The sequence below is a fragment of the Paraburkholderia sabiae genome (assembly GCF_030412785.1).
GTDB lineage: Bacteria > Pseudomonadota > Gammaproteobacteria > Burkholderiales > Burkholderiaceae > Paraburkholderia > Paraburkholderia sabiae.
In genome coordinates this window covers 5,636,821-5,650,089 of the sequence record NZ_CP125295.1, presented here as the reverse complement: position 1 = coordinate 5,650,089, position 13,269 = coordinate 5,636,821, and the positions used below count along the sequence as shown (strand labels likewise).

Sequence of the window (13,269 nt, the reverse complement as noted above, 5' to 3'; positions counted from 1 at the left end):
ATGCTGAGGGCCGTCTATAACGCGTTGTGGTGGCTGGTCGCGCCGCTCGCGGTGCTGCGTCTTCTGATCCGTTCGCGCAAGGAGCGTGGTTATCGCGAGCATATCGGCGAGCGTTTCGGTTTCGTGCGCGGCCGCGTGCCCGAGGACGACACGCCGCTGATCTGGGTGCACGCCGTATCGGTGGGTGAGACGCGCGCGGCGCAGCCGCTCGTCGAAGCGCTGATCAAGGCGCGACCCGACGCGCGCATTCTTCTGACGCACATGACGCCGAGCGGCCGCGCGACAGGCGAGCAGATCTTCGGCGATCGCGTGCTGCGTTGCTATCTGCCGTACGACATGCCGCGCGCGGTGCGACGTTTTCTGAAGGCGTGGCGCCCGACCGCCGGTCTCGTGATGGAAACGGAAGTGTGGCCGACGCTGATCGACGAATGCCGGCGCGCCGATGTGCCGCTCGTGCTGACGAACGCGCGCATGTCGGAGCGCTCGTACCGGCGCGCAGCGAAGTTTGGCAACGCGACGCGCGGCGTGTTCGGCGGATTCGCGCGCGTGCTGGCGCAGAGTCCTTCGGATGCCGCGCGGCTCTCATCGCTGGGCGCGCGCAACGTGGCCGTGCTCGGCAATCTGAAGTTCGACATGAGCACGCCACCCGAACTCGCGGCGCGCGGGCATGCGTGGCGCGCGGCGATCGGCATGCGTCCTGTGTGGGTCGCGGCGAGCACGCGCGAGGGCGAAGAGGAACTCGTGTTGCAGGCGTTTGCGGCGCTCGGTATCGACGATGCGCTGTTGATTCTTGTGCCGCGTCATCCGCAGCGTTTCAATGAAGTGGCAGCGCTGCTTGATAAAAAGGGTTTGCGTTGCGTGCGGCGTTCTGTGTGGGCGCCGACTGGGCCCGCTGCTTCCGGTGAAAGTGTTGTGTCTGACTTGCCGCGCGATGTGAAGGTGCTGCTTGGGGACTCGATGGGTGAGCTGGGTGCTTACTATGCTGCGTCGGATGTGGCGTTTATCGGCGGTAGCCTGTTGCCGTTGGGCGGGCAGAATCTGATCGAGGCATGCGGTGTCGGGGTGCCTGTGCTCATCGGGCCGCATGTGTTTAATTTCACTCAGGCGACTGCCGATGCTGTTGCTGCAGGCGCTTGTGTGCAGGTGAAAGATCCTGCGGATCTGGCGCGCGTTCTGAGAGAGTTGTTCGAGGATAAGCCTCGACGTATTGCTATGGGTGGGGCGGCTTCTGCGTTTGCCGCCGGGCATCGAGGGGCTACTGCGCGGACTGTTAATGTGCTGACTACGCTGTTGCCCAGTTGATTTTTTTGCTGCGCTGGCATCCGCGATTTCGTATCTGTTCTTCATGCGTTGCCCCTGTGCGGGGCGGCACCTACTTTTCTTTGCAGCGGCAAAGAAAAGTAGGCAAAAGAAAGCCGCTTTTGAACCTCCGGTGCCTGCCAGGATGACGCTTCGGCATGCCGCAGTCGAGCTGTCGCGCAGCAACGTTCGCACGCTGTAGAAAGCCCGCAGTCGACCGCGCACGGCGCGAAAACCCCACACGGTCTCGAGCACATACCGCCGCAATCAAACCGACGGCAAACGCGCAAAAACAAGCCGACCGAATGTGCCCCAAGTGGGTTTAATTTTTCACGGCGCGCGTGCCTGACTGCGGGCTTTCTACGGAGTGTTTGCGTCGCTGCGCGACAGCTCAAGGAACGTATGCCGCAGCGCGAACCAGGCCGGCACCGGAGGTTTGAAGCGGCTTTCTTTTGCCTACTTTTCTTTGCCGCTGCAAAGAAAAGTAGGTGCCGCCCCGCACAGGGGCGACGCATGAAGTACAGATACGAAATCGCGGATGCCAGCGCAGCAGCAAAAAGCAAAAAGCAAAAACCAAAACCAGCGACTAGCGTCGCAGACAAAAAAAACCTCAACCCACGAGCAACCCTTTGCGCTCAATAAACGAAATAACATCGGCGAGCCCATCAAGCGCCTTGAGATTGCACATAACAAAAGGCCGCGCCCCGCGCATCTTGGCTGCATCAGATGCCATTACAGAAAGATCAGCCCCAACCATAGGCGCCAGATCAGTCTTATTAATCACAAGCAAATCCGATTTAGTAATCCCAGGCCCGCCCTTGCGAGGAATCTTCTCCCCACCCGCGACATCGATCACATAAATCGTCAGATCGGAAAGTTCAGGGCTAAACGTAGCAGCAAGATTATCCCCACCCGATTCGATAAACACGATATCGGCATCAGGAAACCGCGTAAGCATCCGGTCGACGGCTTCGAGATTGATCGACGCATCCTCGCGAATCGCCGTATGCGGACAGCCGCCCGTCTCCACGCCCATGATGCGCTCGGCAGGCAGCGCGCCCGCCACCGTCAAGAGGCGCTGATCTTCCTTCGTATAGATGTCGTTGGTGATCGCAACGAGGTCGTACTTGTCGCGCATCGCCTTGCAAAGCATTTCGAGGAGCGTCGTCTTGCCAGAGCCGACAGGGCCACCGACGCCCACGCGCAGCGGCGGCAGTTTCTTCGTGCGATGCATCGTATGAGGTGCGTTCATGATTCGATCGAAAAGAAAGTCTATGAGCGAAAGAGCCGCGAATACTGCGACTCGTGTCGCGCCGACAAAACACCGAGTTGCGGCGCGAACGTGTTGATGTCATCGGGCGATGTGGCGAGCGCCTGCTTGACGGCAGCATCGATCGGCTCGCGCAACGCGACGATGACGCGCTGTCCCGCAAGCTGTCCGAGCGGCACGGCCTTCAACGCGGCGGCCGCCTGGTTTTCGACCCAGCTGAATGCGTAGGCGGCGAGGGCGGCATCCGTCGCTGCGTCGTGCGCGAAGGCGGCGAATGCGAAGGCCGTGGGCTGCGCGATCGGCGTCATCGATGCGAGCGTCTGACGGCGCGCGTCGTCGCCCCATTCGAGCGATGTACACAACTGCCGCAACGACCAGCCCATCTGCTCGGTCTCGCGCCGCAGTTCCGCCGATTCACGGCTTGCAAGAAACTCGCGATTGCCCTCCATCAACGCGGCAGCGTCGTGCGCGCGCCAGCGTTCAATCTGATGCGCGAGAAACGGCAATTCCCCATGCGCGAGCACGTTCGACAGGCCGCTCATGATCCACGCGCATGCAGAATCGGCATCGGTGACGAGCTGTGCTTCGATGGCCGTTTCGAGCCCTTGCGAATAGCTGAACGCACCGATCGGCAGCGCCGGCGATGCGAGATGCAATAGCGCAGTGAGTTCAGCGATGCGCATGCTGATGATCGTGGCCACAGTCGTGGTCGTGGTCGTGCGAGTGCGCATGCCCATGATGCTCGCCATACACCTGCTGCGCGATCGCATAGTCTTCGGCAAACGTCTCATCGTGACCATGCCGATGTCCGCCGCCGTACGCGCCCGTTTCCGGCTGGAACGGCATCTCGACCTGATCGACGGAAGCACCGAGCCGCTTGAGCATATCGGCGAGCACGGGATCGTATTCGAGCTTCAGATAGTCCACGCCGACTTCGACGGGCGTGTGCCGGTTGCCGAGGTGATACGCGGCGCGCGTCAATGTCAGCACATCGGGCGCGCGAACGTACAACACCGATTCCGGCGCGGCCACGACGCGCACGAGTCCGCCATCGTCGGCGACGAGCACATCGCCGTCGCGCAACACGGTGCCGCGCGGCAGCACCAGCGCGACTTCCTCGCCGCTATCGAGCGTCGCGGCGAGCCGGCTCTTGCAGCGCGCATCGAACGCAAGCGTCAGCGTCGGCGCGCGTTTCACCAGAACAGGTGCGAGTCTGATATGTGCAGCAAGCAGTTTGTCGATCGTTCGCATGTGAATCGGATGTCAGAACAGGAAATAGCGTTGCGCCATCGGCAGGACTTTTGCGGGCTCGCAGGTCAGCAACTGTCCATCGGCGATCACCTGATACGTCTCGGGATCGACGCTGATCGACGGCCGCCACGCGTTGTGGATCATGTGCGCCTTCGTGACGCTGCGGCAGTTCTTCACGGCAACGATACGCTTGCTCAAGCCATAACGCCCCGCGACGTCGGCATCGAGCGCCATCTGCGATACGAAGGTCAGCGACGTGCGCCCCAATGCGCCGCCGCGCGTGGCGAACATCTCGCGATAATGCACGGGCTGCGGCGTCGGAATCGACGCATTCGGATCGCCCATCTGCGCCATCGCGATCATGCCGCCTTTCAGGATCAACGCGGGCTTGACGCCGAAAAACGCCGGTTCCCAGAACACGATATCGGCCCATTTGCCCGGTTCGATCGAGCCGACTTCATGCGCGATGCCATGCGTGAGTGCCGGGTTGATCGTGTACTTCGCGACGTAACGCTTCGCGCGGAAGTTGTCGTTGCGCGCGTTGTCTTCGGGCAATGCGCCGCGCTGCACTTTCATCTTGTGCGCCGTTTGCCACGTGCGGATGATCACTTCGCCGACGCGGCCCATCGCCTGTGAATCGGACGAGATCATCGACAGCGCGCCGAGATCGTGAAGAATGTCTTCGGCTGCAATTGTCTCGCGTCGAATGCGCGACTCGGCGAACGCGATGTCTTCCGCAATCGACGGATCGAGGTGGTGACACACCATCAGCATGTCGAGATGTTCGTCGAGCGTGTTGACGGTGTACGGGCGCGTCGGATTCGTCGACGATGGCAGCACGTTCGCTTCGCCGCATACCTTGATGATGTCGGGCGCGTGGCCGCCGCCCGCGCCTTCCGTGTGATACGTGTGGATCGTGCGGCCCTTGAACGCGGCCACCGTTGCTTCGACGAAGCCCGCTTCGTTCAATGTGTCCGTGTGGATCGCGACCTGCGTGTCGGTGTCGTCGGCGACGGAGAGGCAGTTGTCGATTGCTGCGGGCGTCGTGCCCCAGTCCTCGTGCAGCTTCAGGCCGATCGCGCCCGCCGCGATCTGTTCGAGCGCCGGCTGCGGCTGGCTCACGTTGCCCTTGCCGAGAAAGCCGAGATTCATCGGATAGCCGTCGGCGGCCTGCAGCATGCGCTCCATGTGCCACGGCCCAGGCGTGCAGGTCGTCGCGTTGGTACCCGTCGCCGGACCCGTTCCGCCGCCGAGCATCGTCGTCACGCCGCTCGCGAGCGCTTCGTCGATCTGCTGCGGGCTGATGAAGTGAATGTGCGTATCGATGCCGCCTGCCGTCACGATCATGCCTTCGCCCGCGATCACTTCCGTCGCCGCGCCGATCGCGATCGTCACGCCGGGCTGGATGTCAGGATTGCCCGCTTTGCCGATGGCTGCGATGCGCCCATTCTTGATGCCGATGTCGGCCTTGACGATGCCCCAGTGATCGAGAATCAGCGCGTTCGTGACGACGGTGTCGACCACGTCCGCCGCGACGCGCTGCGACTGGCCCATGCCGTCGCGTATCACCTTGCCGCCGCCGAATTTCACTTCTTCGCCGTAGATCGTGTAGTCGCGCTCGACTTCGATCAGCAGGTCCGTATCCGCGAGACGCACGCGGTCGCCTGTCGTCGGGCCGAACATTTCCGCGTACGCGCGGCGGCCAATGCGTAATGTCATGTCGTGAGATTCCCGATTGTTCCCGATTGTTTGCGCCGCGCGCATCAGAGCTTGCCCATCACCTTGCCGTTGAAGCCATAGACGACGCGGTCGCCCGCCAGCGCGACGAGTTCGACCGTGCGTTCCTGGCCCGGCTCGAAGCGCACGGCAGTGCCCGCCGCGATGTTCAAACGGAAGCCGCGAGCCGCTTCTCGCTCGAACGAGAGCGCGGCATTGACTTCGTAGAAGTGATAGTGCGAGCCGACCTGCACAGGCCGATCGCCCGTATTCGACACCGTGACCGCGACGGTCGCGCGGCCTGCGTTGAGTTCGAGTTCGCCGTCGTCGGTAATCAGTTCGCCTGGGATCATGCGCGCCTCGTCACGGAATCGGATGATGGACGGTCACGAGCTTCGTGCCGTCGGGGAAAGTGGCTTCCACCTGGATGTCGGGAATCATCTCGGGCACGCCTTCCATTACGTCGTCGCGCGTGAGGAGCGTCGTGCCGTAGTGCATCACTTCGGCGACCGTCCTGCCGTCGCGCGCGGCTTCCATCAGCGCCGCCGTGATGAACGCGACGGCTTCCGGATAGTTGAGCTTGAGACCGCGTGCGCGGCGTCGTTCGGCGAGCAGCGCGGCCGTGAAGATCAGGAGTTTGTCTCTTTCGCGTGGAGTGAGCTTCATCGCTTTCGTTGTGTAGCGCCCGCGTTTTGGACGGGCGCGTGAGTCGTTCTATGGATGCATGCGCGGCGCATTGACACTGCATCTGGCGCCGCTTCACGATGCCAGCGGCAACCGACGCACCGTTTACAGATCGGCAGGCAGTCCCGTGCCGAACCACTTCTTCGACATCGCGTTGAGCGTGCCGTCGCGCTTCGCCTGTGCGATCGCGGCATCGACCTTCTGCTGCAGACGCGGCTCGTTCTTGTTGAGCCCGACGAAGCACGGCGAGTTCTTGATCACGAACTTGGGTTCAGGACGACGCGGCGGGTTCTTCGCGAGAATGGCCGCGGCCACGATGTTGCCCGCCGCGATCAACTGCACCTGGCCCGACAGGAACGCGGAGATGGTCGCGTTGTTGTCCTCGAAACGCTTGATCGTCGCGTTGGGCGCCATCTGCGTGAGCGCGATTTCTTCGAGCGCGCCGCGCGTCGCGCCGACCGTCTTGCCCGTCAGATCGGCGGGACTGCTGACCTTCACGTCGGCGGGACCGAACACGCCTTGGTAGTACGGCGCGTAGGCCGTCGAAAAGTCGATGACCTTCTCGCGCTCAGCAGTCTTGCCGAGCGACGAGATCACGAGATCGACCTTGCTGGTTTGCAGATACGGAATCCGGTTCGCGCTGTTGACGGGCACGAGTTCGAGCTTCACGTTCATTGACTTCGCGAGCAGCGCGGCCGTGTCGATGTCGTAGCCTTGCGGCTTCAGATCCGGGCCGACCGCGCCGAACGGCGGATAGTCTTCGGGCACGGCGACCTTGAGGACGCCGGACTTCGTGATGTTGTCGAGCGCGTCGGCGTGCGCGAAGGGCGCGGCGAGCGTGAAGAGCGGCGCGAGCAGCAGCGTGGCGAGCCACGCGCGGCGCGGGCGATGTGCGGATGTGCGGGTCATGTCGGCGATGGCTTCGGCGTGTGGATTTTAGCGGACCTCGCGACGCGCCTGTCGACGTCTATCGATGCGGCGCTCGCGAGGCGCCATTAGCAGCAAGGGCTATGCCATGCATGATGCACAAGGCTTTGCCAGGGGCTGCATGCGCTGCTGCACCAGATAGGCGCGTCGATGTGCGCGAAGATGGTGCGTAGTGGCAGTGGCTGTCGGCTCAGGTTGTCCAGAGACGCAGCGGCTTTGCATCGACGCCATGCACGAGAGGCCGTAGATGCAGCCAGCATTGCGTCATCGCCTGCTGGAGCGTTTCCATTGAACGCGCGATGCCTCGCACGATCAGCACGCCGGGACAGACGCACGAGGCACCGGCGCGAATCGTATCGTCGAAGGGGAGTTGAGCGGTGAGCGTTTCTGCGAGCGCGTCGTCGCATTGCGGGCTGACGGCCCACAGCGTGCCGAATGCGGGAAAGCCTGCGAGTCCTTGCGGCGCATTGCGCAATGGATCGCTGGCGGAGAGCCTGGCGCGCTCGAACCACAGTGGCTGACCATCGGCGCCAACGATCCGCGACACCGCGCGCAATTGACCTGCCGACCACGTTTCGCCTGCCGCCTGTCTGCCGAGTTGAGTCGCGTCCCAGCCGAGTGCTGTTGCGCCTTCGTCGAGCGTCAATGAGAAGTCGAGCGAAGCATTCGCGTGATCGAAGACGATGTTGTTCTGCGGCAGCCAGTCGAGTTTCGCGTTAGCGCCGACATGAATCGCGATGTGCTGTTGCGCCTTGCGTCCATTGGACTTGTACCACTTGGTCGCGCCGGGCGTCGTGAGCAGGGCATGTGTGTTCGCGTCGAGGCGAATGTCGATATCGAGCCGATCGCCGCCCGCGACGCCGCCGGGCGGATGCACGATGACGGCGTGACAGATCGACGGGCCTTCGGGATAGAGCGGCCGTTGCAGCCGCAATGGCCCTTCGTGCAGCCGATGCGAAAGGGTAGTGCGTTCGCCATGTTTCGCGAAGCCGAGTTCGAGCCGCGCGCGCCATTGGGCGTGCGATGGGTCGTCAATGGTGGCGAGCGTGGCGTGATGTTCGTGTAGCGACATGCGGCGAGAATAGCAGGTGAGGGTGTTCCTTTGCGTCACACGGCGATCAGATGGCGCACGCCGTCGTCGTCCATATTCGCGCCTTCGCCGCCTGCGACGATCTCACCGCGGCTCATTAACCAATAGCGGTCGGCGATGGCTTTGGCGAAGTCGTAGTATTGCTCGACGAGCAGCACGGTGAGGCCCATTTCTTCGACGAGTTGCCGGAGGGTTCTGCCGATGTCCTGGATGATCGACGGTTGAATGCCTTCCGTGGGTTCATCGAGGATCAGCAGTTGCGGATCGCTCATTAATGCGCGGCCGATGGCCAGTTGTTGTTGCTGACCGCCCGACAGGTCGCCGCCGCGGCGGGCTTTCATGTCCTTGAGGACTGGGAACAGTTCGTAGATTTTGTCCGGGATTTTTTTGGGGGCTTTTTTGCTGGCGGCGCCGATTAGCAGGTTTTCTTCTACCGTTAGGCGCGGGAAGATGTCCCTGCCTTGCGGGACGTAGGCGAGTCCTGCCGCTACTCGCGCGTGCGGGGCGAGTTTTGTTATCGGCGTGGTGCGCCATTTGATTTCGCCTGTCTTTATTGGCGTGACGCCCATCAGGGTTCTTAATAGCGTCGTCTTGCCTACGCCGTTTCGGCCCAGCAGTACGGTTAGCTTGCCGTCCGGAACTTCCAGCTTCACGTTTCGCAGGATGTGGCTGCCGCCGTAGTACTGGTTCAGGTTTTCTACTTCAAGCATGGGTCTGTGTCCTTGGTTTTGCCTTCTGGTGGCAGGTTTTTGCTGCGCTGGCATCCGCGTTGACGTATCGGTTTGTTAGCGTTGCCCCTGTGCGGGGCGGCACCTACTTTTCTTTGCAGCGGCAAAGAAAAGTAGGCAAAAGAAAGCCGCTTTAACCCTCCGGTGCCAGCCACGATAGCGCTACGGCACACTGTCCTTGAGTTGTCGCGCAGCGACCCTCGCACTCCGTAGAAAGCCCGCAGTTAACCGCGCACGGCGCGAAAACCCACACACAGTCTGGAGCACATACCGCCGCAATCAGAGCGACGGCAAACGCAAAAAAACAAGCCGACCGAATGTGCCCCGAGTGGATGTCATCTTGCGCGCCGCGCGCGCCTGACTGCGGGCTTTCTACGGAGTGTTTGCGTCGTTGCGCGACAACTCAAGGACAGTGTGCCGTAGCGCTATCGTGGCTGGCACCGGAGGTTTGAAGCGGCTTTCTTTTGCCTACTTTTCTTTGCCGCTGCAAAGAAAAGTAGGTGCCGCCCCGCACAGGGGCAACGCTAATAGACCGATACGAAAACGCGGATGCCAACGCAGCAAAAACCTCACTACTACCGCCCGAGATAACTCTCAACAACAGCCGAATCGCGTTTCACATGATCAAGAGTGCCTTCGGCAAGAACACGGCCCTCAGCCATAACAGTAACCTTGCCGGTGTCACCGGCCAGAGCAGCCACAAACTCCATATCATGCTCAACGACCATCATGGAACAGGTCCCACGCAAGTGGTTCAGGAGAGCGGCCAATTCCATAGTCTCATCGTCGGTCATACCAGCCGCAGGCTCATCGAGCAGCAACAAAGCAGGTTGCTGCATAAGCAACATTCCAATCTCGAGACGCTGTTTCTGCCCATGCGACAACTCGCCAGCAGGCCGTAAAGCCTCGCCTTCAAGCCGAATCAAAGACAAAGTCTCCTCAATCCGCGCCTGCGCAGAACGATCCAACCGCGCGCGCAGCGAAGCAACCCACCCCTTATCCATCTTCATCGCAAGTTCGAGGTTCTCCCACACGGGATGCTGCTCGAACACAGTCGGCTTCTGAAACTTGCGGCCAATGCCCGCGCGCGCAATCGAAGGCTCGTTCATGCGCGTGAGGTCGATCGTCTGCCCCAGAAACACCTTGCCCGTATCGGGCGATGTCTTGCCCGTAATCACGTCCATCATCGTCGTCTTGCCCGCGCCGTTCGGGCCGATGATGCAACGCAGTTCGCCCACGTCGATCGACAGCGACAACGCATTCAACGCGCGAAAGCCATCGAATGAAACGGTCACGTCTTCCAGATACAGAATCGCGCCGTGCGATACGTCGATCTCGCCAGGCACCACCGCGCGCCCCAACGAAGCGACCCCCGACAATGCATGCTCTTCAGGCAGCGCGAGATCGGGAACCATCGGGTTTTCGTTCATCAACGGTTCCTCCTGCGTGCAATGAGTTCAAACAGTCCCATGATCCCGTTCGGCAGCAGCAACGGCACCAGCACGAAAATCAGTCCCAGGAAGAACAGCCAGTACTCGGCGAAATAGGCCGTGAAAAAGCTCTTCGCGCCATTCACCGCAAACGCGCCGATGATCGGTCCGATCAACGTGCCGCGTCCGCCGACTGCGACCCAGATCGCCATTTCGATCGAGTTGCCCGGCGACATCTCGCCCGGATTGATGATGCCGACCTGCGGCACATACAGCGCGCCCGCGATGCCGCACAACACGGCCGACACCGTCCACACGAAGAGCTTGTACGCGAGCGGGCTGTAGCCGAGAAACATCAAACGCGTTTCGCCGTCGCGCACGGCTGTCACGACGCGTCCGAGCTTCGACGTCACGATCGCGCGCGCGCCGATGAACGAAAGCACCAGCACGCCGAACGTCATCAGGAAGAGCACCGTGCGCGTGCCCGGATGCGTGATCGGAAAGCCCGCGATGCGCTTGAAATCGGTGAAGCCGTTGTTGCCGCCGAAGCCCGTCTCGTTGCGATAGAACAGCAGCATCGCGGCGAACGTCATCGCCTGCGTGATGATCGACAGATACACGCCCTTCACGCGTGAGCGGAACGTGAAGAAGCCGAACACCCACGCGATCACGGCGGGCACCAGCACAACCAGCAACAGCGCATACGCGAGATGCTGCGTGCCTTCCCAGTACCACGGCAATTGATGCCAGTCGAGAAACACCATGAAGTCGGGCAGATCGCTGCCGTACTTGCCGTCGTGACCGATCGCGCGCATCAGGTACATGCCGATCGCGTAACCGCCGAGCGCGAAGAACAGGCCGTGCCCGAGGCTCAGGATGCCGCAGTAACCCCACACGAGATCGAGCGCGAGCGCGGCGATCGCGTAGCACATCAGCTTGCCCGCAAGCGTCATCGCATACGCGGACAGATGGAACGTGCTGGTCTCCGGCAGCACGAGCGCGGTGAACGGCACGCCGAGTCCGATCACGACGATCAGCGCAATCAGGAACTGCCACGCGCGCCTCGACAACAGGGCAGGGCGCGGCGGCAAGCCGAGCGCGAAGCCTTCGAGACGTTCGCGCTCGTTGGCAGCCGCAACGCCGCGTGCATTCAAAGCAGCCGAAGCGGAAGCATGAGAAGTCGCCGATGTCATGTCACGCCTCCGCGCTGCGGCCCTTGAGGGCGAACATGCCCTGCGGACGCTTCTGGATGAACAGCACGATCAGCACGAGCACCGCGATCTTCGCGAGCACGGCGCCCCAGAACGGCTCGACGGCCTTGCTGACGAGACCCAGCCCGAAGCCGCCGATCACCGTCCCCGCCAGCTGGCCGACGCCGCCCAGCACGACGGCCATGAACGAATCGATGATGTAGCTCTGCCCGAGGTCCGGCCCGACATTGCCGATCTGCGACAGCGCGCAGCCGCCGAGTCCTGCGATGCCCGCACCGAACGCGAACGCATACGAATCGACGTACGCGGTCTTCACGCCGACGCATGCGGCCATCCGGCGATTCTGCGTGACGGCGCGCACGAAGAGACCGAGGCGCGTCTTCGTCAGCACGGCCCACGCGATCGCGACGACGATCAGCGAGAACGCGAGGATCGCGAGCCGGTTGTATGGCAGGATCAGGTTCTGCATCACCGTGACGCCGCCGCTCATCCACGAAGGATTCACGACCTGCACGTTCTGCGCGCCGAACAGCATGCGCGTCGCCTGGATCAGGATCAGGCTGACGCCGAACGTGGTCAGCAGCGTTTCGAGCGGACGTCCGTACAGGTGCTTCAAAACGAGCCGTTCGAGCACGATGCCGACGAGCGCGGCCACCACGAACGAAGCGGGCACGGCGAGCAGCGGATACCAGTCGAACGCGCCCGGCATGTAGCGCTGCACGAGGTTCTGCACGACATAAGTCGCATAGGCACCGATCATCAGGAACTCGCCGTGCGCCATGTTGATCACGCCGATCAGGCCATACGTGATCGCAAGACCGAGCGCCGCGAGCAGCAGCACGCTGCCGAGCGACAGACCCGCGAACAGCGTCCCCACGATCTCGCTGCGGCGCTGGATCGAATCGAGCGCATCGATGCCTTGCTGCGCCGTCTCGCGCACCAGCGGATCGCTTTCGACGAACGTGCCGTTCGGCTTCTTCGCAACGAGCGGGCGCAGCAGTTCGTACATCTCGAGATCGTGACGTGCGGCGACGAGCTTCACGGCTTCGAGGCGCTTCGCGGCATCGCTGTCGTGCAGCGCCGTCATCGCCCAGAGCGTGTCGAGACGCTTCTTCAGCGTCGGATCGGTTTCCTTCGCGCGCGCGGCGTCGATCTGCGGCTTCATCGAAGGATCGGGGTTCTTTAGCAGCGCAGCGATCGCGGCGGCGCGTTTTTCAGCGTCGGGCGATTCGAGTTGCAGGCCCGACAATGCGCCCGCGACTTTCGAGCGCAACAGGTTGTTCAGTGTGACCGGCTGCGCGTCGCCGGCGGCGACTGTTTTTCCGGTTAAAGCGTCGTGTGAAGTGTCGCCGTCCTGTATCAGGACTTCGCCGCTATCGGTGGCAAGCGCGCTGTCTTCGGAGAGCGCCTTCAGCAGCGCAAGCGAGGGCGCATCGTGATTCGCGATCAGCTTGTCGATGGCTGCCGACTTCGCGTCGAAATCGTCACCGGCGAGCGGCGCGACTTCGTCGGTCGTCAGTGCGTGGGCGCTCGCCGGCAAAAGAACAGCCAGCGCTGCGATGAGCAGGCCGCGAGCCGCGAGCGTGGAAAGTGAGTACGCCATGTTGTGCTTGAATGAGAGGCCAGCAGGCGGGTGAGGTGCGCCGTCCGTAGAGGGCGCACC

Annotated in this window: 13 protein-coding genes; 1 reads left to right on the top strand and 12 read right to left on the bottom strand. The window is 62.3% G+C overall.

Going from position 1 to position 13,269, the window contains the following annotated elements:
* Entirely contained in the window at window positions 1–1,302 is a 1,302-nt protein-coding gene (gene waaA, locus QEN71_RS25400) for a lipid IV(A) 3-deoxy-D-manno-octulosonic acid transferase (protein ID WP_201659037.1), read from the top strand.
* Between the two features lie 607 nt (window positions 1,303–1,909).
* On the opposite strand, the gene ureG is transcribed toward waaA, so the two are convergent.
* The 12 genes from ureG to urtB form a co-directional block, all read right to left on the bottom strand.
* Complete coding sequence (gene ureG, locus QEN71_RS25395) at window positions 1,910–2,551, bottom strand: urease accessory protein UreG (RefSeq protein WP_201659040.1); 642 nt, start codon at window positions 2,549–2,551, stop codon at window positions 1,910–1,912.
* 20 nt (window positions 2,552–2,571) lie between these two features.
* The gene (locus QEN71_RS25390; RefSeq protein WP_201659226.1) at window positions 2,572–3,252 is read right to left on the bottom strand and encodes an urease accessory protein UreF; all 681 of its coding nucleotides are present in this window, start codon (window positions 3,250–3,252) and stop codon (window positions 2,572–2,574) included.
* On the bottom strand, window positions 3,239–3,820 hold the full coding sequence (ureE, locus tag QEN71_RS25385) for an urease accessory protein UreE (protein ID WP_201659043.1): 582 nt from the start codon (window positions 3,818–3,820) through the stop codon (window positions 3,239–3,241). Before ureE ends, QEN71_RS25390 begins: the two co-directional genes overlap by 14 nt.
* A gap of 12 nt (window positions 3,821–3,832) precedes the next feature.
* A complete protein-coding gene (gene ureC, locus QEN71_RS25380) occupies window positions 3,833–5,539 on the bottom strand; it encodes an urease subunit alpha (protein ID WP_201659046.1) in 1,707 nt (568 codons plus the stop codon).
* Window positions 5,540–5,583: 44 nt separating this feature from the next.
* Window positions 5,584–5,889, bottom strand: a complete 306-nt coding sequence (locus QEN71_RS25375; protein WP_201659048.1) for an urease subunit beta — start codon at window positions 5,887–5,889, stop codon at window positions 5,584–5,586.
* A 10-nt stretch (window positions 5,890–5,899) separates the two neighbouring features.
* Window positions 5,900–6,202: an urease subunit gamma gene (ureA, locus tag QEN71_RS25370; protein ID WP_175227989.1), complete on the bottom strand. Its 303-nt coding sequence runs from the start codon at window positions 6,200–6,202 to the stop codon at window positions 5,900–5,902.
* Window positions 6,203–6,325: 123 nt separating this feature from the next.
* Complete coding sequence (locus QEN71_RS25365; protein ID WP_201659051.1) at window positions 6,326–7,129, bottom strand: transporter substrate-binding domain-containing protein; 804 nt, start codon at window positions 7,127–7,129, stop codon at window positions 6,326–6,328.
* Window positions 7,130–7,337: 208 nt separating this feature from the next.
* On the bottom strand, window positions 7,338–8,219 hold the full coding sequence (locus tag QEN71_RS25360) for an urease accessory protein UreD (RefSeq protein ID WP_201659054.1): 882 nt from the start codon (window positions 8,217–8,219) through the stop codon (window positions 7,338–7,340).
* A 35-nt stretch (window positions 8,220–8,254) separates the two neighbouring features.
* The gene (gene urtE / locus QEN71_RS25355; protein WP_201659057.1) at window positions 8,255–8,947 is read right to left on the bottom strand and encodes an urea ABC transporter ATP-binding subunit UrtE; all 693 of its coding nucleotides are present in this window, start codon (window positions 8,945–8,947) and stop codon (window positions 8,255–8,257) included.
* Between the two features lie 593 nt (window positions 8,948–9,540).
* Window positions 9,541–10,395 (bottom strand): urea ABC transporter ATP-binding protein UrtD, encoded by an 855-nt coding sequence (urtD, locus tag QEN71_RS25350; RefSeq protein WP_201659060.1) that lies wholly within the window; start codon window positions 10,393–10,395, stop codon window positions 9,541–9,543.
* Window positions 10,395–11,588, bottom strand: coding sequence for an urea ABC transporter permease subunit UrtC (gene urtC / locus QEN71_RS25345; RefSeq protein ID WP_201659063.1), 1,194 nt, complete (start codon window positions 11,586–11,588; stop codon window positions 10,395–10,397). Before urtC ends, urtD begins: the two co-directional genes overlap by 1 nt.
* A 1-nt stretch (window position 11,589) precedes the next feature.
* Window positions 11,590–13,209: an urea ABC transporter permease subunit UrtB gene (gene urtB / locus QEN71_RS25340; RefSeq protein ID WP_201659066.1), complete on the bottom strand. Its 1,620-nt coding sequence runs from the start codon at window positions 13,207–13,209 to the stop codon at window positions 11,590–11,592.
* Window positions 13,210–13,269 lie beyond the last annotated feature (60 nt).